Origin of the sequence: Paenibacillus psychroresistens (genome assembly GCF_009728935.1) — a bacterium.
GTDB lineage: Bacteria > Bacillota > Bacilli > Paenibacillales > NBRC-103111 > Paenibacillus_AC > Paenibacillus_AC psychroresistens.
Genome location: NZ_CP034235.1, coordinates 4,115,180 through 4,136,053, shown reverse-complemented (window position 1 = coordinate 4,136,053; position 20,874 = coordinate 4,115,180). Strand labels below are relative to the sequence as shown.

Here is a 20,874-nt window from a genome sequence, read left to right as displayed (position 1 = left end):
TAGATATTGGATTATGTGGTATTTATTTCTCGTTCATTAGAGTTTGCCAGAATGAATTTGGCTCATAGCCTAAACGCCATGCAGCAATTCCAGCAATCTTTAATTTTTTGGCAAGTGTAACCCGCGCAAGCAGAGTTGTTTCGTTCTCATTCCAGAAAACGTGCGTTTTTCCACCTTCGACATATTCAATCTTATTCTGTCCAGCTGCGGCGTCCCAAGTGGTTTTTACAGATTTCCCTTTAAGTAGATCGGGGATATCCTCCACATAGATGGCTTTGTTGCTTGCCAAGCTGCCATTTTTATTAAGAGTCCATTCACGCACATAGAAGGGGATCCCCATAATGATTTTCTCACGCGGAATTCCATAGGAGAGGAATTCTTCAATACCTTCCTCGACCCAGTTTAACCCGGCAACAGGACCTGCCGTGGCACTGCCTGAATAAAACTGATCGTAGGTCATGATCATGATATAATCGACAATCCCGCCTAACTGTATATGATCAAAAGCAGTAAGCTGGTTCCATTTCAAACTTCCCCGAGGTAAATCCAAGGAAACAGTGAGTCCTTTTTGATGCGCATAGGTGGTTAAATTTTGGATAAATGCTGTGAATTTATCGCGATCATTTCCAGCAAGGCTTTCAAAGTCGACATTGATTCCGGTCAATTTAAGCTCCACACAACGATCAATTAAGCTTTGTATAAATAAGGCTTGCGCATTAGGGTCCGCGAGGAATTTAGTAGTCATCCCAGCATTAAATTGGTTATTGACAAGCGGATGAACATTAAAGCCTTGGGAAAATAACCAATCTGCAGCTTCTTGACTGGATGCATCATCGAGCTTACCACTGGCATCAGCTAGCTTAAACCAGGAAGGAGAATCGATATCCAAGCCTATAGTCGTACTCAGTTGATTCTGGATTGCTGTTAAGCTGGAGGAACCGTTCCAACCCCAGTAAATAAGCTTGGATTTGTTGCTCCAGATGACTTCATTAATGTCATTAATAATAAGACTATCATTAACAGTAAGCGCATATGCAACCGCTTCAGCAATTATATTGAATTCACCTGCTAGCTCATCACCATTCATTACTTTAAATGAAGCCTCATTGGTCCAAATAGTTGTTTCGCCAACTCTTACGGAGACATGCTTGTAATTCATCGCAAATTGAATGGCATTTTTTAAGCTTACGAAGCTATCAACTAAGTTTTCTTTTTGATAGACCGAATATATTTTCAAATTGGAATAGACAATTTTATTCGTGGCTCCACCAATCACTGGCTTGAATAGGACGATGGTTGAGTTATCGAGTTTAGCTGCTATTCGAATGGCATCCTCCAGATAAGAAAATTTCCATTCTTCTTTAGTAGTTTCAGACTGATAAATTTGATATCGTTTGGTTTGTGCACGCTGAGCTTTCTTTTGTTGCTTGGTTAAGTTATCCCAGACCCAGCTATTATCCTCTAAGAGAATGATATGTGCATTGAGATAGCTTTTTGCTTCTTTTTTGGCATCATCGATGGAGGCGAATTCCCAGGTATCTTTCGTTATCTCTCCTTGAAAGAGCCGATATTTCGGATAATTATCCCAAACCCAGCCAGGAGCTTGCAGATCTTTAATACTAGCGTGGTTGTATGAAGCTGCGAATGCTTTGGCTTGCGGTAGACTAGTGAATTCTCCGTCAGGTAGTGGAGCATCATTCTGATAGACTCGATAGCGCGGTAAATTATCAGCAAGCCATTTGCGGCTAGTAATCTCTTCGACATGGCTGTGTTTAAGTGTGCTGGCATAATACTTGGCTTTGTCTAAATTATCATATTCTTCTAAAGCTTGATCATTCTGATAGACGCGGTAGAGGGTGGTTTTATTGGCTGCTTCTGCTGCATGGGAATAAACGGGAATCATACAAATTAAAAGGAGGATGATGACTGAAAAGCGAATGTTCTTAAATAAATGCATGCTTTTATTGCCTTCTTTCTGTCGTGGCTTCTTTATTGCTTAAACGAAAGTAAGGTTAGAAAGTTGCGTTCAAAACAAAAACAACCTCAGCTTTTGGCGAAGGTTGTTTAAGATCTTTAATTCTGTTCGTCAATATTTGCAAACATTTCTTCATCAATATCCAATGTAATCTGGCTGCGAAATACACGATGATCCCAGAGGACTAGCAGGTAGCGCTCAATTGCTTCAAGTATACTGGCTTCAATGAGGATTTGACTGCGTCCTTCGGCAAGAACCTCTGCAGAAAAACCCAAGTCTTCATCCCACATTAGCTGTACTTTTACAAATTCAGGTTTGATTTGTTTACGCTCACCCACATGCATACAAATCGCATTCATAATATCCTGTTCACTTAATCGCATGAGCTTAGTACCTTTTTTCGTTCGTTTTGCGACGATTGATGAAATAGACAACGATGTTGCGAATAATCATAAAGAGGAAATATATCGCGAGTACGTTAATTAATAATCCAAAGATATTACCTAGAGCACCCATGCTGCCGAACATTCCACCAAACAACATACCAGCAATTCCGCCGATTAATAAACCTTTCATCAAGCCGCCGCCACTAAAAAATCCGCGATTCGCAGTTGTAGCTGCACCATTGGTTGGATTGGTTTTTTTGGTGTTGGAAACATTGTCAGTTGATTTAGCAGGAGCTGTTGGTTTTTTAAAGCTTCCACTTGGAGATTTGTAGCTTCTTCCTTTTGCATCGACTACTGATGGTGTGACTACAGCAAAGATTAGCAGTGATGACATGATGACAAGCAATAATTTTTTCATGATAAGCCTCCGTTAAGTTTTGTTAGTACAGTAGAGTATTACGTATATTGTCGGCTGAGGTTTCAGTTTTTATCCGATTTTGGTAAACTAATAGTATAAGAAGTGAAATGAGGCGAATCGAATGCCGCGGTATCCTGAACCCTATATAGAATATTTGATTTATTTGCACGTAGAACGTGATTTTTTTGAGTGTCATGAGGTGTTAGAGGAGTACTGGAAAAGTGTACCCAATAGTCCATTGAGACAAGCTTGGCATGGTCTTATTCAAATAGCGGTAGCCCTATATCATCAGAGAAGAGGTAATATAGCAGGAGCTAGGAAAATGCTAGAGAGCGCCATTCATAATATCTCTGAGGATCATATGGAACAGCTTGGTCTGCAGGTTGATGCTTTCTCACAAGTATTATCAGATAGGCTAGAGCAATTAAAGCAGTCTCCACAAGCAGTATTTGAAGATCTGAATTTTCCGATTGCGGATAATGAACTGCTCTTATTGTGCCAAAGCCATCCATTAGCGGCCAATAAGCTCTGGTTGTCACGAAGTGATTTATTGGACACGGGCCTCATTCATAAGCATACCCTGCGAGATCGTTCTGAAGTCATTGAAACACGCCAAAAGCAATATGAGCTCAGAAAGCAAAGCCGTGAGTTGAAAGGGTGAAAATGATGTCCAAAATATTAGTCGTAGATGATGAACCGAATATTGTCGAGGTGATTCGACTCTATTTGGTCCATTCCAGCTTCACTCCGATTATTCTGTACAATGGAAAAAAGGTGCTTGATACCATCCAACAGGAAGAGCCTGAGTTAATTATTCTCGATATTATGCTGCCCGATATAACGGGCTTTGAGTTATGTGAACAGATTCGCAAAATGGCTTCATCCTTATCACGGACTCCAATTATCTTCTTAACTGCCAAAGGAGAAGCGATCGATAAGCTGAGAGGGTTTAATCTGGGTGTTGATGACTATATTGTCAAACCTTTTGATCCAAATGAATTGATAGCACGAATGAAAGCTGTCTTACGAAGATCTCAAACCAATCAGGAGCCTATAGACAACCGTACCTCAACCAAAAGCGATACCGCAACAGGACTCAAAAAAACCTTGGATTTCAAAAGCTTATCGATTGATTTGAATCAATATAAGGTAATCGTCAGCGGGAACAAGGCAGATTTAACCCCTAAGGAAATTGAGCTGTTATTCTTTTTGGCAAGTCATCCGGGCCGGGTTTATACACGTGAGGATTTGCTGAAGCATGTTTGGCATTTTGATTTTGGCGGTGGAACACGTACGGTGGATGCCCATATTAAAAACCTCCGAAAAAAATTGGGCACACATGAAGATTGGAATATTCAAACGTTATGGGGTATAGGTTACGCGTTCGAGGTGGCTGTCCATGCCTAAACGCTGGCATCAAAGCCTGTATATCAAAATATTCTTATCCTTTCTGGCAACCTGTATTTTGTTTTTTGTGGGACTTGCTGTATTTTGGAATTTTTGGTTTTCGGACCTGTTTTACAAAGAGAAGAAAGCTTTGCTTGTATCACGTATGGAAGAAGTTAAACAAATCGTACGGAATTATGATGAAGGTGCTATTTCAACTAGAGAAATTCACTTTGGCCTTCGCCTAATTGCTCGCAGCTATAATGGACAGGCTTGGGTCGTGGATGAAAATGGAGTAACTATAGTTAGCTCTGATGTTCCGCAAGAAGGTATGAAAATTCCCAATGTAATGGATAAGGATCTTATCCAAGCTAAGAAAAACAGTTCAGGCTTTTCGATCAGCCATTTTGAAGCTGGACCTTTAAACCAGCAAATGAGTTTGTTGAGCTATTATTCGCCAATCCAAATGCAGAACCAACAAATGATCATTTTCTTACATACACCTGTAGATGATATCAATAATATTATTTCAACTGTGCGTATAAACATTGGGCTTCCATTGCTTTTCTCGTTATTAGCCGTTGGGTTTATACTATTTACTTTATCTCGTAAATTAACGGGACCTTTGCAGCAAATGAATAAAGCGGCATTATCGCTTGCTGAAGGAGATTTTCTAGCTAGAGTACAAGTAACTTCAAATGATGAGGTTGGACAGCTGGCGAAAAGCTTTAATTTCATGGCTGAACAGCTCAAGCAATGGGAAGATACACGACAGGAGTTTTTAACTAATATTTCGCATGAGCTGCGTTCACCACTTACTATACTGCGTGGATTAATTGTCGGGATGAACGATAAAGTTATTTCTGTGGAAGAGCAACCGAGGTATTTGGAAATATGTGATCAAGAAGTACAGCGGCTGCAAAGGCTAGTGAATGAGCTGTTGGATTTAGCACGGATTCAGAATCGGATGGATGTATTTGATTTAACTCCGGTTAATGTTATGGAGAAATCGAAGAATGTGATTGATCTGATAGCACCTGTTATTGAGGATCATGGCTTGAAGCTGGAGGTTTGGATTCCTTTTGATTACTCCGTTCCACCGCTTGTTGAGTTAGATGCCGATCGTTATGCCCAAATTCTACACAATCTGATTTACAACGCCATTCAATTCACGCCTTCAGGCAAAAAGATAAAAATCACTCTTCGTATTGAGGCGGGGCTGTTTAGCATCATTATTCTAGATGAAGGCTTAGGGATGAGTGAAGCAGAAATGAGCCGGATGTGGGAGCGTTTCTATAAAGCAGATCCTTCTCGGGGCAACCCTTCGGAAGGGACAGGGCTTGGCTTGACCATTGTGCGACATTTGGTGCTGGGAATGAACGGGACTATTTCGGTAAAAAGTGTTTTGGATCAAGGGAGTGAATTTACGGTTAGCTTTCCCTTATTAAGTGAAACCTAATGGTGAAGGTTGACTGAACTATAGGAGGTTACGCCCGATGACACACTCAAGGCAGCATCAAGAACTGGTTAAAAAGGCTGAGGAGCATGCAGAAGCTACTATTACATCTGCACTGAATGCTGGAGAAATGCTGGATGATGCACTGGACCGAGCAGATCCTAAGCTGATTCTGTCCTCCCAGGGGAGATTGAATCAAGTGCAGCATGAAGTAATCAAGTCACAGGAACAATTGACTGAAGTAAACAGGGAGCATAAGCACGACGCACAGCTGCAGCAAGTAACTGAGAATTTGGATCTTGCGCAAGAAGACGTTGAGCAAGCCATAGATGCAGCGCAAATGCCCCAGCAAGTAATAGAAAGATAGTTTATGTAAATAACCGTTCTATTGCCGAAGTCCATTCGGTTGATAAAGCGGTTTGTTTCTTTTTTGAGATCAGTCTAGGCCTTTAATTAGATTCTTTGCATTGTGAACTGGTTGTGAACACGGATGTTTTTGCAGGGGCAGTGTGCTATCATAGCAATTATAAAAGCATTTCAATTCATTTGAGGAGATTATTAAATATGAGAGATCCAAGACTACAAGTGTTTGCGAGAAATATAATCCAATATTCCGTCAATCTGCAGCAGGGCGAGAATGTATTGATTGATTTTATCGGAATTAAAGATCCTGAGCTTGTAAAATGCTTCATAGAAGAGGTTTACGCAGCTGGGGGACATCCGTTTATTGAAATTCGCGAGCCTGCAGTAACACGTAAAATTCAAATGAATGGAACGATCGATTTATTTAAGCAAATGGCTGAAATTGAGCTCTTTCGCATGAAAAAAATGCAAGCTTATATTGCCGTTCGCGGTGGAGATAATATTACGGAAACCTCAGATGTTCCAGATGCACAAATGAAGTTATATATGAAGGAATATCTGCGCCCAGTAACCGATCATCGTGTTAATTTTACCAAATGGTGTGTAATGCGTTATCCGAGCCCGTCGATGGCGCAGCTTTCTAACACAAGTACAGAGGCATTTGAAGACTTCTACTTCGAGGTTTGTAATCTGGATTATAGCAAAATGGCGAAAGCGATGGACCCATTGGTAGCCTTGATGAATCAGACTGATAAAGTACGTCTCGTTGCACCAGGTACGGATATAACGTTCTCGATTAAAGACATTCCAGCAATAAAATGCGCAGGTTTACGTAATATTCCAGATGGCGAGGTGTATACAGCACCGGTCAAAAATTCCGTTAACGGCGTGCTTGCCTACAATTGTCCAACAATATATTCTGGAACATCTTTTGAGAATATTGTTTTGCGCTTTGAACAAGGGAAGATTGTTGAAGCGACAGCTAATAACACAACGAAGCTAAATGAAATTTTGGATTCAGATGAAGGCGCGCGTTATATTGGGGAGTTTGCAATTGGCGTTAATCCGTTTATTCAAACACCGATGAAAGATATACTGTTCGATGAGAAAATTGATGGTTCCATCCATTTCACGCCAGGCCAGGCATATGAGGTTGCGGATAACACTAACCGATCTTCCGTGCATTGGGATATGGTGCTGATCCAAAGACCTGAGTATGGTGGCGGAGAAATTTATTTTGACGATGTCTTGATTCGCAAGGATGGTCGTTTCGTCTTAGAAGAACTTTACTGCCTTAACCCAGAAAATTTGAAATAAAATGAGAAGCTAAAAAGGGACGGTAAGTCGAAGCTAGCATCACTCGACAAACTGTCCCTTTTTTTATAAAATTTTACTACCTTGTGCCTTTAGATTAGGTAAAGTAATGCAGAGTAGAATAACTCCAACTCCACTCCACTGGAGAAGCTGTAAATGTTCATGTAATAATAAGGTGGAACAAATCATTGCCACAGGGAGTTCGGCTGAGCCTAGTATCGAGGCCATACCCGTACCGATCTTGGGGATTCCTATAGTAAAGAGGATAGTCGGAATAACCGCACCAAAAAGTCCAAGCATTAAGCCGAAACCTAATAAAGTAAAATCTATTCCAATAAATAAGTAAGAAGGTGGGAAGAGCAGAAAAACGAACAGCAAGCCACCTGTTGACATCCAAGCACTGCGGTAAATCGGATCCAAGCGCGGTACAGTTTTTCCACTGAAGAAAATAAAAAAAGTATAACTTACTGCAGATAGCAAACCTAGCCCAATTCCCAATATTGGAGCAGAAGCAATGCCCGATTTGGTAATACCCGCAGCTAAGCCTGTTCCAACGAATATAAGTCCTAAAGTGATGCTTTGAAGCTTACTAGGCCATCTGCGCTTCGTCACAGCTTCAATTAGAACGCCAATCCAAGTAAATTGAAATAATAAAATGATCGCTAATGAAGCCGGTATATGCTGCAAACTCCCATAATACAATAAACCGGTCATTACCATGAAAGTTCCAACAAGTAATAAAAGCAGCTTTTCATTAATTGTGGCCTTTTTAACTAGATTATCTTGGCTGCTGACAGCTTCCTGTTGTCGCTTAATTGAAGATCTTCGCTGCACAATAATAGAAATAGTCCAAGTGATTAAAGTACCCCATAACATTTGTGTACCTACGACTTCACCGAGGGAATATCCATGGGAGTAGGCGACTTTTACAATCGAAGAGAGCACTCCATAGCTGCAGGCTCCCAAAAACACGTAAATCATATACTTAAACATTTAATTTCTCCTTAATCCGCTTAATTAGGCAAGCTTCAAAAAGCACAAAAAAATCCCTTCATACAACATATCAGATCAGAGCTTAACAGATCCAATATTCGTAGTCAGGAATTTACGGCTCCTTGTAGAAACCCTTAAGCCTTATTCTTAAGGATATACGAACAATATTTAGGGTGAAGCAAAACCTTAATTAATATACATTGTAACTGCGGTTATGTCAATTATTCATTAACAAGGAGAATTTCGTTGCCTACCTTTCATAAACCTACTCTCCATTTATCCTTACTTATATTTATGGGAATCGTTGCAATTTCATTATCATCTATTTTTATAAGATGGTCTTCAGCGCCAATTTCGATCATGGCGATGTATCGTTTACTAATGATTAATGCATGCATGTTACCTTTTCTTGTTTTTCATAGGCATGAAATCAAACATATTTCTCCCCTTATAGGGTTCAAGCTTTTTATTTCTGGGGTAGCATTGGGCTTGCATTTCTTGTTCTGGATGGAATCTTTAAGATGGACCTCTGTGGCGAGCTCAACAACTATTCTTACTCTAGAGCCGATTTTTGTGATGTTAGGTTCATTATGGATTTTCCGCCAAAAAATTACGCGAGCAGCACTTCTAAGTATGGTTATTGCTATTGTTGGAGCTAGCTTGATTGGTTGGGGAGACTTTAGCTTCATTGGTACTGCACTGCAAGGAGATTTATTATCCCTACTAGGTACTTTAACTATTGTGATTCACATGCTGCTCGGGAAAAGCCTGCGTGCGCACATGTCTGCATTTCTCTATAGCTTCTTTGTATTTCTGTTTGCAGGGCTAATACTAGCTGTTTATAACTGGATCCAAAGCTATTCCTTTACTGCTTATCCACCTAGAGAGTGGGGAATATTCTTACTGCTTGCGTTAGTTCCTACTTTATTGGGGCATTATTTATTTAATTATTTGCTAAAATATATGAGTGCCACCTCGGTTTCTATGACCATCCTAGGAGAACCGATCGGAGCAACAATCCTAGCCTATTTCATCTTAGGTGAGCAGATTACGCTATTACAATTCATTGCTGGATGTATCTTATTAGTTGGTGTTGCTTTATTTATTCGCAGCAGCAAAACGGCTCCAATTTTATCTGGATAAAAAAAATAGATTTCTTATGTATAATGTTCTTATACGTGAAACTGGGTTTCATTCAATGAAACTTCAAACAGGAGGAAATAAGATGGCTTTTATCTATTCTGGAATTGATCATGTTCAGCTAGCTGCACCCGAAGGCTGTGAAGCTGAAGCTCGAAAGTTTTATACGGAGTTATTAGGATGGATTGAAATTCCAAAACCCGAACAACTAAAGAAACGTGGTGGAGTATGGTTTCAATGTGGCGTGCATCAGGTCCATATTGGGGTACAGCCGAATTTTGTTCCAGCAACAAAAGCTCATCCGGCATTCCAAGTCCATTATCTGAATGAATTAAGAGCTCATTTAAACAAACATAATGTACCGATTATCGATGATGAGGCGAGAGAAGATGAAGGCGTTATTCGTTTTTATTTAAACGATCCGTTTGGTAATCGCCTTGAGTTTCTTGAATGGACAAGTAGAGATACCAAAACAAGATTTACCAATCGCGTTGAAAACTATGTGAAATATCGTCCTAGCTATCCTCAGGAAGCGATTGATTATTTATTTAATACAGTTGGTCTTAATTCCGAATCTGAAATAGCAGATATTGGAGCAGGAACGGGCATCTTCACGCAATTGTTATTGCAACGAGGAAGCCATGTGACAGCGGTTGAGCCTAATCAAGCCATGCGTGAAGCCGCAGGGCACATGTTAGCTGGCGAATCTCGTTATACCTCTGTTACAGGTTCAGCAGAAGAGACCCAGCTGCAAAGCGATTCTGTTGATTATATTGTTTGCGCACAAGCCTTTCATTGGTTTGATCAAGCAGCAGCACAGCTGGAGTTTCGGAGAGTACTGAAAAGCGGCGGGAAAGCTGCTCTGATCTGGAATTCCCGTTTGAGAAAAGGCAGTGCCTTTTTGGAACAGTATGAGCAATTACTGAATAAATTTGGCAGTGATTATGCAAAGGTTAATCACAGCAATATTTCTCAGGATGCTTTGATTGCTTTCTTCAAGCAAGGCGAGATGAAGGTGGGACGCTTTAAGATCAGTCAAAAGGTTGATTTTGATGGATTAACTGGGCGATTGCTTTCTTCATCCTATATTCCCGAAATCGGACATCCGAGCTATGAACCGATGATGGTTGAATTAAGCGGTATTTTTGAGCGGAACAATCAGCACGGAACCGTTTCTATAGACTATGAAACCGAAGTTTATTGGGGAGAAATATAAATAAGGATTGACCGTATTATTAAATAAGGCTATAATTTTCCAATATTGATAAATAAACGTGCCTATGAAGAGAATCCAACTCGGAGGCGTTTTCGCTAATAGAGACTTTTTGAAGTCGAAACTAAGTTAACCGGTCCTGCCCGTTATCGCAGAACCAAGTGGGGGATACGTATTTATACGTTCCTCAAATAGGGTGGCACCGCGAGCTAACGCTTCTCGTCCCAATCGGATGAGGGCGTTTTTTGTGTTTTTTAGTGCTTACAAACATTCTGAGGAGGAACAAACATGGCAGAACGATTATTCAATTTTAACGCAGGACCGGCAGCACTTCCGCTTGAAGTATTAATGCAAGCTCAAGAGGAATTTGTAGATTATCAGAACGGTGGCATCTCATTATTGGAAATGTCGCATCGTCATAAACGTGTGGAAGAAATGAACCAAGAAACGCAAGCGCTGCTTTTGGAGCTAATGAATTTGAAAAAGGGCTATCATGTACTGTTTATGGGAGGTGGGGCAAGTTCACAATTTGCCTTAATCCCGCTTAATCTTCTGCAGCAACAGCAGTTTGCAGCATATGCACTGTCCGGTAGTTTCTCAGAGAAAGCATACCAAGAGGCTAAATATGTTGGGGAAGCGCGTATTATAGCTAGCTCTAAAGATCAGAATTGGAGCCAGATTCCGCAATTAAATACACAGATGATTGAACCTGATTGCAGCTATGTTCATATTACTTCCAATAATACAATTGAAGGCTCGAGGTATAACTCTATTCCACAAACAAATAAGATTCCACTGATTGCAGATATGACCAGTGATATTTTGAGCCGCAAGCTCGATTTCGATAAATTCGCGATGATTTATGCTGGAGCACAAAAAAACCTAGGTCCAGCCGGAGTTACTACTGTTATTATTCATGAAGACTTGCTGCAAAATGCTTCCAAGCAGATCCCGCTTATTCTGAGGTATGAGACTTTTGTAAAAAATCAATCTTTATACAATACTCCACCTGTTCACGCTATTTATATGATGAATTTGATGCTGAAATGGGCAGTGAAGCAAGGGGGAATTGGTGCTTTGGAGCAGCAAAATAAGCAGAAAGCAAAGCGAGTCTATGAGGTTATAGATAATTCCAATGGATTTTACCAAGGCTTTATTGATCTAAAAGATCGTTCGGATATGAACATAACCTGGAGAATGTCGTCCGAAGAACTTGAGCAACAATTTGTTAATGAATCGTTGCTGCATGGGTTTGAAGGATTAGCAGGGCATAGAAGCATTGGCGGTTTAAGAGCCTCGGCGTATAACGCTGTCCCGTTAAAGGCATGCCAAGCTTTAGCCGAGTTTATGATTGAGTTTCAAAGACAGCATGAGTAAGAATGAGGGGATAGGATTAAAAAGCAGGGTTACAACAATTTCGATATTAATTATCGTTATGATGCTTATAAACGCTTGTATGTCGAAGAATGATATCCCAGTGTCAACTGCACAGCCTCATCCTGATTCTGTAGATCTACTCTTTAATCCTGTAGAAATGCAGTCAGTTACAGAAGGTAAACTAGATAAGAGCTGGGAGCTGCTGAAAGTAATTCCTTTTGGGGAGATAGATCATCATAAAGTTGAGATTTATACGTATCATGTGCCTAAAAAAGCGGAAGATCTGTTTGAAGTAAATCGTGCTTTTATAAAATTTCAAGAGAAGTATTATCTAATTAATGATCCCATATCTAATGATTTAGCTTATTTTCCACAATATGAGCATTCCACTGTGTTTTTACTGCAGCATACATTTTCGTATTTAGATAATCAGCTTGTAATGATTGGTGGAATTGAGGTTGAGGCAAATGGACCTGGAAGGGTTGACTATCTTATGTATGACTTGCAGAAGAAAACATGGTTCATTTTCTCAGACTGGGGTAAACCGCAGTTTATTGATTTGGATTCCGATGGGGAAGACGAGTTTGTGATTCAATTTGAAGGGCTGCATCTGGCATGGCCTGATGTAATTATTTATAACTGGAATAAGGGGAAGCTTGAAGTAAGTCAGTCATTGAAACAAACTATAATGGGGGATGAATCTATCCAATCTTTTGCAAATTTAGAAGCTAACAAAACGATTGCTTTTGGAGAAGTTAGGGAGAACGGCTCGATTTTACATTACAGTTATCATAATAAAAAGCTTATTAAACAATAAGTTAAAGCTGACAAATCGACACCATTTTCTAACAAAATGTATCTATATTCAAGCTCCCAGTTATATTATGATTTTTCTAATGATATAAAGGGGTGTGAATCATGCGGATCAACAAAATAGTATTGTTTACGATGATCGGAGTAGTTGCTTTTACGACTAGTGCGTGTACGCAATCCAAAAAGGATACTGAGCCAGCTATCATTCATTATCAGGTTCTTGCATTGAAAAATAATGCAGCATTAGATCCAATGACTCAAATTGAGCTGGATGCGGCTGAGCATTTCAACAAATTGAACCCATCTATCCAAGTTGTCATTGATTATATGCCCGAAACTCCACCAATGGCATATTCTACGCAGGATATAATAAAAATACTTCAATCCAACCAACCGCAAGATATTGTTCCTTTATGGGAGACTAGCATGCTGCCTATCCTTGATAACAGGAAATTATTATTGGATTTAAACGACTTTCTTTCAAATACAAATGATAAGGACATTAATCAACGAATCTTGGATAACGCCACTATAAATGGTAAATTACTTTTATTGCCCAATGCAGCTTATGCTAATTTAATGATGTTTAACAAAGAACTATTCGATGCTGCTCAAGTGCCATATCCTCAGGGAGATTGGACCTGGGAACAGTTCAGAGAGATATCAAAAAAAATCAAGCCGTCTGGTCCAGCTTTGTCCTATGATTTAGGTACCTTAGATATGCTAATGGGCGGGAGTGGAAAAAAGTTATTATCAACTGATGGGAAAACTGCTATTGGCTATTTGGATAGTCCAGAAGCAGTAAGTAGTCTTAAATGGCTTAACTCCTATTATCATGATAATGATAACCAGATTTCTCCCTTACACATTATGGATCTATTTGGTCGGTTTGATGGGCATAAAATGGGTATGTTACTAGGTGGTATGGGTAATACTTTTCTTCATTTGAGGGGAGCAATCTGAATAAGCTCGGTTATGCTCCATTGCCTCACTTCGAAGGGATGGAACGAGCCAATCCTATTGGATTCTCTGGGTTCGGAATTTCGGCGAAAAGCAAGCATGCAGCGGAAGCTTGGCAGTTTATCCAGTATCTTATCCTTTCCAAAAATGAAGATTCTGTCAAGTTTGCAGCTAATTATGTGACGACTAGTAAAATAATGGCCGATGCGACAGAGCAAAGCTCAGATCCAGTCAAGAGTATTTCATCCGATGAGATGAGCTATGCAACTAAGTCATCCAGTGATTACAATCTTTACTTTAACATAGCATCATCTAATGAAGAATTAACTGCCCAATTTGATGATTTGCTGGCAACCGCAGACTCTGATATTCCACGCAAACTTCATGAGCTGGCGCTGAAGCTGGATCAAGAAATGAAACGTTTGAAGGATACTGAAGAACAGTCAGCGGGTAGCTTAGCACCCTAATTAATAAACCCGCCCAAAACTGGGCGGATTTATCTATTTAAATAGCTATGGATAAATTCTATCTTTTGGGAAGCATATTCACATAATCATCAGAAAGCTTCATTTGATTTAGGACATAATCATAATCATCTTTATACATTGAAAAATCAGTAACTGGCTCTAAGGTTGTAAGTGATGTTGCTTTACCGTCAGCAAAGCCTTTGCCAGGAACAAACATAATGTCATCATTAAAGAATGAACCTGTTGGCAAATAATAACGCATACCGAACACATTTTTCTTGATATTCATTAAATCCTGTCCGAAATGCACAAAGTTTTCTTCTTTAAGTGAGATACCCAGTAAATTAGATATAGTCGGCATAATATCCATTTGCCCGCCTACTTGATTGATGACCTCACCCTTTTGTAAATTAGGTGCATGGATGAATAGCGGAATGTTGAAACGGCTTATATCGGGATGATACTTAACGCCAATGGCTTTATAGATGGCTTCAGCGGTGTTAGTGTTTTCCTTAGGCTGCAGTCCAAAATGATCACCATAAACGACTAAAACGGTATTCTCCCACAGCCCGGCTTTTTTTAATCCATCAATGAAAACTCCTAATGCATAATCTGTATAATTAATTGCTAATAAATAATCGCCCAGTTGGCTTCTAGTTAAAGAGTCACGTAAAGCTTTATTCTGATTCTCAACAGGTATTTTGAAAGGATGATGGCTGGAAAGCGTGATAAATTGCGCATAAAAGGGTTTGTTTTGCTTGCTAATGGCTGTTATTTTCTCTAAACCCACACGGTAAAGCTCTTCATCGGAAGCGCCTAAAGTATTGAAATTATCATTCTTATAGAATGGTTTATCAAAAAAGTGGGTAAAGCCTAATGCAGGATATAGCTTGATTCGATCCCAGAAGGTGACATCATTTACATGAAATGTATCGGCTTCATAGCCTTGTTTTTCGAGTAATTTGGGCAAGCTAGGGATATCACGATCCCCGTAACCCGTTGACATGGCAATTGTCCCTGTAGGGTAAATAGATGTATTGGACATAAACTCAGCATCGGAAGTGTTCCCTTGGCCAATTTGTTGAAAAATATGCGGGAAATAGTAGCCGTCTTTAGCTAAATTATTCAAAACGGGTGTAACTTCAGTGTTATTTAAAGAAAGATTTATTGGGAAGTTCTGAAAAGCTTCAAGCTGAATGACGATTAAATTTTTGCCTTTTTGTGTCCCAAAGAGCTTATCCGTGCTCTCCGTAACTGTTTCAGCTTGCGCTTCTGCAATGGCTGTTTTTGCTTCGGTTAAGTCAGTAAAGCTGTTTTGATTTCTCAAGAGAAAAGTATTAAGTTCATAATTAAGCACACCAAGCTGGTCCGCACGTACAAGCTCATTAGTAAAATCCTTGTCCATTTTATTGGATAGAATCGTGAAACTGATACAAACTACAGCTAAAACGAACCATGTTTTATTTTGGACAAAAAGTGGACGGAGTAATGGTTTTTTAAGCTTCGTAAGTTTCTTGGATACCAGATAGAATAGGAATGCAACAATGAAGTCTGTGAAGAATAAAAAATCCTGCGGTTTAATCAATGCTTTTATACTTGCTGAGACATCTCCAGCTTGTTTAGCTTGGAAAATCGATGTATAGATGATGATGGAGCCAAAATATTCAAAGTATACAACAGCAATAAAACATATAATTGAAAGTATTAAATTAATGGACCAATAAAAACCTTGGGTTAGTTTCTTAGGTACTATTAATTCAATTAAGCTGGCTAATACCAGGATGAATGCGAGATCAAACCCTAAACCTTTTAAGCTGATTTCTTCAAATAAGAAAACTCGGAGCAGAATAATTTTAATGAGCATGAGTAAAGATAGAATTAGAAATGGGCTTTTCCATAGTTGACGCTGATCTTTTTCCAATATGTAACCTCCAAAATAAATCGTTTTACAATTACTTAACAAACTATATGATATGATACAGCAAAAAGCTTAATATTTCATTAAGATTATGAGCCTGCTAATATTTTACACTTTTTTCACAATTGCCATACTGAATATTCATATTTTTCAACTAAGCTGATCTTGTATCAGTTTTTTTTATGTGAAAAAAAGGAGAGAGCGCTAATTATGAAAAGTAAAATGTATGCAGGAAAACTAGGATTTATAGCGATGCTCGTAGTCACTTTGGCTGTTATGAGTGGCTGCGGCAAACAAGCTGCAAGCTCTGAGCCCGCTTCATCGGTTCAAGCTAATAGCCAAGAAGCTGCTGTAAATTCGGATGCCCCTAAGGACCAAGTTATGAGTCCGAAGGAGCTTGAATTAAGCATGTTATTCCGCGGACTTCTGCAAATGGACAATAAAGGTGAGCTGCTAATCTCTAAAGAACAAGCAGTCAGCATGCAGCCGATTGTAACTAAAAGCACAGAAGACGGTGAAATTACGGCCGATAATCAAAAGCAGCTAATGGCTTTGTTAACTCCGGAGCAGAAAAAATTCATAGATGACCTGAATGCAAGATTTAAACAATTTGCGGGAAATCGCAACAATCCCGATGCAGCCGGTGGCGGTAAGCGACCTGCTTTAACGGATGAGCAACGTGCAGAATTTCAGAAGAATCAGGCTAATCTAACGGACGAGGAACGTAAAAAATTACAAGAAGCTAGAGGCAATCGTGGAAAAGGCCAAGGAACAGGAACTAAGGATCAAGGAGCAGGCACAGACGCTCAAGGTGATCAAGTTCAAGGTGATCAAGTTCAAGGTGATCAAGTTCAAGGTGATCAAGGTCAAGGTCAAGGTGATGGTCAGGGGAATGGTGGCTTTGGCGGCGGCTTTGGTGGATTTGGAGATAATGTAGAACAGCAATTAATGGATCTGCTAGATACTAAAATTAATAATTAATCGTCATTATTTCTATAGGAGGCTTATCGATGAAAGGTTTTTTTCGTAAAAAAATTGTTATTTGGAGTTTGATTGTGCTTGTACTAGCTGGAGCCGGGACTTTCTATTATCAAAAACAAAGTAAGCCGTCACTTGCAGCAGCAGCCAAAGAAAATATTATAGATGTAAAAAAAGGCAATCTTCGTTCCACGGTTTCGGGGACCTCACAGTTTGAGCCTACGAAGATGCAGACCATTACCATTCCCTCAGATGGAACAATTAAAAAGATGAACTTATCAAGAAACAAAGCAGTAAAAACAGGTGATGTGTTGTTCGAGCTGAGTAATCCAGATTTCAATATTGATATGCAAAGAGCCAAGCTGACCTTAACTCAATTACAAAAAGATTATGAGGATCTGCAAAAGCAACAAAATGCACTAACGATGATTGCGCCTTTAGGCGGCAAACTAACTTTTGCGAATACGATAGATATTGCCTCACAAGTGTCGAAAACGTCCAAAATAGCGACTATCTCCGATATGCGTACTTTGAACGTTACGCTTGCATTCTTGATTGAGGATGCTGTTCAATTTCACGTGGGTGATCCGATTGATATCGCCGTGGAAGGCTATATGCTGACAAAAACAGCAACTATTAAAGCAATTAATAAAGTACCACATGCGGATGCAACTGGTAATAAAATTCTCGATGTAGATTTAGAAATCATCAATGACAATACATTGGATGCAGGCTTGCAAGTGCGCGGCAGTACGACTATCGATGGCCACGTTAGTGATTCGCAAACTCAAGCACCTTTGCAATATGCAAAAACCGTTACGGTAATCGCAAATGCCAATGGCAATATTAAAGATTTAAATTATAAGACTGGGGATCAAGTTGAGCAAGGCGAGGTATTAGGGACTATTTTTAACGATACCTTGGTTAATGATATGTCCAGTAAGCAAGCAACAATCGATCAACAGAAAATTACAATCAGTGATTTGCAAGAGAAGCTAGATAGTTTAATTGTTAAAGCTCCTTTTAATGGTGTATTCTCGACAGATTTTGTTAACCAGAAAACGGATGTATTAGCGACTTATCCAGTAGGGGCAAAAGTCTCATCAGGCATTCAACTGGGAAGTATTGCAAGCTTAGAAAGTATGCAGCTTCCTGTGCAGGTGGATGAATTAGATTTGCCTAATATCAAAGATAAGATGAAAGCAGATGTGAAAATTGACTCCTTAGCAGGAAGAACCTATCAAGGTGAGGTCAACCAGGTTTCAACAGTTGGGACAACCACCAATGGTGTCACTTTTTATACGGTTGTACTTTCAGTGTCTAACAATAACAATACGTTGAAATATGGAATGACGGCCACAGCAGAAATTCTAATCCAGAATAAGCAAAATGTATTACTTCTACCTATAGAAGCGCTGCAATCCTCACAAGGTAAACGTTATGTTTCACTTAAAAAGGCAGATGGTACGGTCGAACTAAAACATGAAGTGAAAATTGGGATTCGCAGTAAAACTCAGGTTGAAATTACCTCAGGCTTGAAAGAAGGGGATAAGGTAGTTACGCCAGTCTTACAAGCTCAAGCAAGAAACTTAAGCCAAGCGGATATTCAGGCATTAAGAGAGCAATTCCAGAATGGTGCAGGTGGCGCAGCTGGTGGATTCGGTGGATTTGGCGGCGGTGCTGGAGCTGGAGGAACCGGAGGAACTCGAGCTGGTGGCAACGCCGGTGGTGGCGGTGGCGGTAATAGAGGGAATTAATCGCTAGGGAAGAGGTAAAACGGCATGAATATGATTGACTTACATGAAATCTCAAAAATATATTATCGCGGTGCAGAAGAGCTGCAAATTCTCAAAAAAATTTCCTTAACCGTGAAAAAAGGTGAGTTTGTAGCGATTATTGGTCCTAGTGGATCTGGTAAATCGACGTTGATGAATATGATTGGATTACTGGATGCCCCAACTTCAGGTAATTATACCTTGGATGGCGTAGCCACTGAGAAAATGTCAGATAATCAATTAGCTACTTTACGCAATCAAAAGCTGGGCTTTATTTTTCAACAATTTAATTTGCTTCCGCGTTTAACCGCGATTGAAAATGTGGAGCTTCCGATGATTTATGCAGGGTTCAGCTCAAAGCAGCGAAGAGAGCAGGCCATGAACATGCTGGCTTTACTTGGGATGGGAGAACGTGGCCATCATAAACCAAGTGAGCTCTCGGGGGGGCAGCAGCAGCGTGTTGCGATAGCTAGAGCATTAGCCATGTCCCCATCGCTTATCTTGGCTGATGAACCAACAGGTGCCCTAGATTCCAAAACAGGCGAGGAAGTTTTGGAATTGATTATGAAATTAAATGCTCAAGGCAATACGATTGTTCTGATCACTCATGACCAGCATATTGCCGAGCATGCAAATCGAGTCATTTCATTACGTGATGGTGAAATTTTAAGTGACGTTCGCAAAACCTTACAAGAGGTTGAACTATGAGGATTGTGGAGGTTAAAGCATGAAAATAATGGAGCTTGTATTTATGGCCATGCGAACGGTGCTCGCTAATCCATTACGTACTATATTAACGATGTTAGGGGTCATTATTGGAGTAGGCTCAGTAGTAACCTTAGTTGCACTAGGAAACGGGACTTCTGATCAGATCGCAAAGCAATATGAGAATTTAGGTACAAACCTTTTAGTCGTCACGGCTAACGGAAATGGTCGTGCGACTCAGCTAGACTATAGCGAGCTAATGCGGTTTGAACAATTTCCTGAATTTAAAACCGTTGCGCCTACGATGTCCAAACCCAATTCCAACATTAAATATGATCGGACCCAATCTACTTATTCTTTAATCGGGACGAATGATCGCTATTTAGAAATTACTAAATCCAAAATCGCCAAAGGTCGCTTTCTATCAGAAGCCGATTTAGAGTTTAGGACAAATGTTGTAATTCTCGGCAGCGAGGTGTCTAAAAAGTTTTTTGGTTTATTGGATCCCGTTGGTGAGGATGTTAACATCGATGGGATTGTATTTACAGTTATCGGGTTGCTTGAGCCTAAAGGCTCGAATATTACTGGAACCTCAGTAGATAGTGCTGTGATAGTGCCGCTTGAGACGGCGAGACGACAATTTAAGCTGGGAAGTATCCGGACAACTTATATTGAGGCGCCAACTAAAGATGATATCTACAAAGCACAGACTACAATGACACAGTACCTAACTTATAAATTCAAAAGTGCCGACAATTTTACATTAACCAATCAGGATGAATTGTTAACTGCCAAAACAGCTGCGACGGATACTTTAACGAATCAGCTGGTGGCTGTAGCTTGCATTTCCTTGCTCGTAGGCGGTATTGGAATTATGAATATTATGCTGGTAACGGTTAGTGAACGTACGAGAGAGATTGGTATTCGTAAATCTATTGGCGCCAAGCGAAGGAATATACTCTTTCAATTTCTGGTGGAAGCTACCGTTATTAGTGGAATGGGCGGATTAATAGGCCTGCTCCTTGGAATAGGCTTCTCCATTGCATGGCCGCATCTCTATCCCGCTCAAACGACGAAAATCTCTTTGGATATCAGTATTTATGCTTTTTTATTCTCAGCTTTTGTAGGCGTTGTGTTTGGTTTATACCCAGCCAACAAAGCATCAAAATTGCGGCCTATCGATGCTTTGCGTTTTGATTAGTCATCATTATCAGTCATTCTATTATTCATAGGAGGT

Annotated in this window: 20 protein-coding genes, 1 pseudogene and 1 riboswitch; of the genes and pseudogenes, 16 read left to right on the top strand and 5 right to left on the bottom strand. The window is 39.9% G+C overall.

The window, feature by feature from the left end; all coding sequences use genetic code 11:
- Nucleotides 1-22: 22 nt before the first annotated feature.
- The 3 genes from EHS13_RS18695 to EHS13_RS18685 form a co-directional block, all read right to left on the bottom strand.
- The gene (locus EHS13_RS18695) at nt 23-1,957 is read right to left on the bottom strand and encodes a glycosyl hydrolase family 18 protein (RefSeq protein WP_155701820.1); all 1,935 of its coding nucleotides are present in this window, start codon (nt 1,955-1,957) and stop codon (nt 23-25) included.
- 116 nt (nt 1,958-2,073) lie between these two features.
- Nucleotides 2,074-2,358: a DUF2653 family protein gene (locus EHS13_RS18690; protein ID WP_155701819.1), complete on the bottom strand. Its 285-nt coding sequence runs from the start codon at nt 2,356-2,358 to the stop codon at nt 2,074-2,076.
- Nucleotides 2,359-2,362: 4 nt separating this feature from the next.
- On the bottom strand, nt 2,363-2,779 hold the full coding sequence (locus tag EHS13_RS18685; protein WP_155701818.1) for a hypothetical protein: 417 nt from the start codon (nt 2,777-2,779) through the stop codon (nt 2,363-2,365).
- Nucleotides 2,780-2,900: 121 nt separating this feature from the next.
- On the opposite strand from EHS13_RS18685, the gene EHS13_RS18680 reads away from it, so the two are divergent.
- From EHS13_RS18680 to EHS13_RS18660, 5 genes are all read left to right on the top strand, one after another.
- The gene (locus EHS13_RS18680) at nt 2,901-3,440 is read left to right on the top strand and encodes a DUF309 domain-containing protein (RefSeq protein WP_155701817.1); all 540 of its coding nucleotides are present in this window, start codon (nt 2,901-2,903) and stop codon (nt 3,438-3,440) included.
- Nucleotides 3,441-3,442: 2 nt separating this feature from the next.
- Nucleotides 3,443-4,186: a response regulator transcription factor gene (locus EHS13_RS18675; RefSeq protein WP_155701816.1), complete on the top strand. Its 744-nt coding sequence runs from the start codon at nt 3,443-3,445 to the stop codon at nt 4,184-4,186.
- Entirely contained in the window at nt 4,179-5,624 is a 1,446-nt protein-coding gene (locus tag EHS13_RS18670) for a sensor histidine kinase (RefSeq protein WP_155701815.1), read from the top strand. The genes EHS13_RS18675 and EHS13_RS18670 overlap by 8 nt, the downstream gene beginning before the upstream one ends.
- Before the next feature lie 37 nt (nt 5,625-5,661).
- Entirely contained in the window at nt 5,662-5,988 is a 327-nt protein-coding gene (locus tag EHS13_RS18665; RefSeq protein ID WP_155701814.1) for a hypothetical protein, read from the top strand.
- A gap of 197 nt (nt 5,989-6,185) precedes the next feature.
- Nucleotides 6,186-7,301 carry an aminopeptidase gene (locus tag EHS13_RS18660; protein ID WP_155701813.1) on the top strand — a complete coding sequence of 372 codons (1,116 nt, stop codon included), beginning with the start codon at nt 6,186-6,188 and terminating at the stop codon, nt 7,299-7,301.
- Nucleotides 7,302-7,364: 63 nt separating this feature from the next.
- On the opposite strand, the gene EHS13_RS18655 is transcribed toward EHS13_RS18660, so the two are convergent.
- Nucleotides 7,365-8,291, bottom strand: a complete 927-nt coding sequence (locus tag EHS13_RS18655) for an EamA family transporter (protein ID WP_155701812.1) — start codon at nt 8,289-8,291, stop codon at nt 7,365-7,367.
- 81 nt (nt 8,292-8,372) lie between these two features.
- Nucleotides 8,373-8,472: riboswitch (purine riboswitch) on the bottom strand.
- 113 nt (nt 8,473-8,585) lie between these two features.
- On the opposite strand from EHS13_RS18655, the gene EHS13_RS18650 reads away from it, so the two are divergent.
- From EHS13_RS18650 to EHS13_RS18625, 7 genes and pseudogenes are all read left to right on the top strand, one after another.
- Nucleotides 8,586-9,434: a DMT family transporter gene (locus EHS13_RS18650; protein WP_155705420.1), complete on the top strand. Its 849-nt coding sequence runs from the start codon at nt 8,586-8,588 to the stop codon at nt 9,432-9,434.
- Between the two features lie 82 nt (nt 9,435-9,516).
- Nucleotides 9,517-9,885: pseudogene (locus tag EHS13_RS36835) on the top strand (VOC family protein); the annotation flags it as partial.
- Nucleotides 9,886-9,933: 48 nt separating this feature from the next.
- Nucleotides 9,934-10,647 carry a class I SAM-dependent methyltransferase gene (locus EHS13_RS36830; RefSeq protein WP_227014047.1) on the top strand — a complete coding sequence of 238 codons (714 nt, stop codon included), beginning with the start codon at nt 9,934-9,936 and terminating at the stop codon, nt 10,645-10,647.
- A 285-nt stretch (nt 10,648-10,932) separates the two neighbouring features.
- A complete protein-coding gene (gene serC, locus EHS13_RS18640) occupies nt 10,933-12,021 on the top strand; it encodes a 3-phosphoserine/phosphohydroxythreonine transaminase (protein ID WP_155701810.1) in 1,089 nt (362 codons plus the stop codon).
- Nucleotides 12,014-12,838, top strand: a complete 825-nt coding sequence (locus EHS13_RS18635; protein WP_155701809.1) for a hypothetical protein — start codon at nt 12,014-12,016, stop codon at nt 12,836-12,838. The genes serC and EHS13_RS18635 overlap by 8 nt, the downstream gene beginning before the upstream one ends.
- A 131-nt stretch (nt 12,839-12,969) precedes the next feature.
- Nucleotides 12,970-13,797, top strand: a complete 828-nt coding sequence (locus EHS13_RS18630; protein WP_227013427.1) for an ABC transporter substrate-binding protein — start codon at nt 12,970-12,972, stop codon at nt 13,795-13,797.
- Complete coding sequence (locus EHS13_RS18625) at nt 13,794-14,261, top strand: extracellular solute-binding protein (RefSeq protein ID WP_227014046.1); 468 nt, start codon at nt 13,794-13,796, stop codon at nt 14,259-14,261. The genes EHS13_RS18630 and EHS13_RS18625 overlap by 4 nt, the downstream gene beginning before the upstream one ends.
- Nucleotides 14,262-14,319: 58 nt before the next feature.
- Here the strand turns inward: EHS13_RS18625 and EHS13_RS18620 are convergent, their stop codons facing one another.
- Nucleotides 14,320-16,182, bottom strand: a complete 1,863-nt coding sequence (locus EHS13_RS18620) for an LTA synthase family protein (protein WP_319633381.1) — start codon at nt 16,180-16,182, stop codon at nt 14,320-14,322.
- 207 nt (nt 16,183-16,389) lie between these two features.
- Between EHS13_RS18620 and EHS13_RS18615 the strand changes: the two genes are divergently transcribed.
- Genes EHS13_RS18615 through EHS13_RS18600 form a run of 4 tightly spaced genes read left to right on the top strand, consistent with a single transcriptional unit; the run spans nt 16,390 to nt 20,838 of the window.
- Nucleotides 16,390-17,160 carry a hypothetical protein gene (locus EHS13_RS18615; protein ID WP_155701806.1) on the top strand — a complete coding sequence of 257 codons (771 nt, stop codon included), beginning with the start codon at nt 16,390-16,392 and terminating at the stop codon, nt 17,158-17,160.
- 29 nt (nt 17,161-17,189) lie between these two features.
- Nucleotides 17,190-18,914: an efflux RND transporter periplasmic adaptor subunit gene (locus tag EHS13_RS18610; RefSeq protein WP_155701805.1), complete on the top strand. Its 1,725-nt coding sequence runs from the start codon at nt 17,190-17,192 to the stop codon at nt 18,912-18,914.
- A 24-nt stretch (nt 18,915-18,938) separates the two neighbouring features.
- On the top strand, nt 18,939-19,640 hold the full coding sequence (locus EHS13_RS18605; RefSeq protein ID WP_155701804.1) for an ABC transporter ATP-binding protein: 702 nt from the start codon (nt 18,939-18,941) through the stop codon (nt 19,638-19,640).
- Nucleotides 19,641-19,659: 19 nt separating this feature from the next.
- A complete protein-coding gene (locus EHS13_RS18600; protein WP_155701803.1) occupies nt 19,660-20,838 on the top strand; it encodes an ABC transporter permease in 1,179 nt (392 codons plus the stop codon).
- The last annotated feature ends 36 nt before the right edge of the window (nt 20,839-20,874 follow it).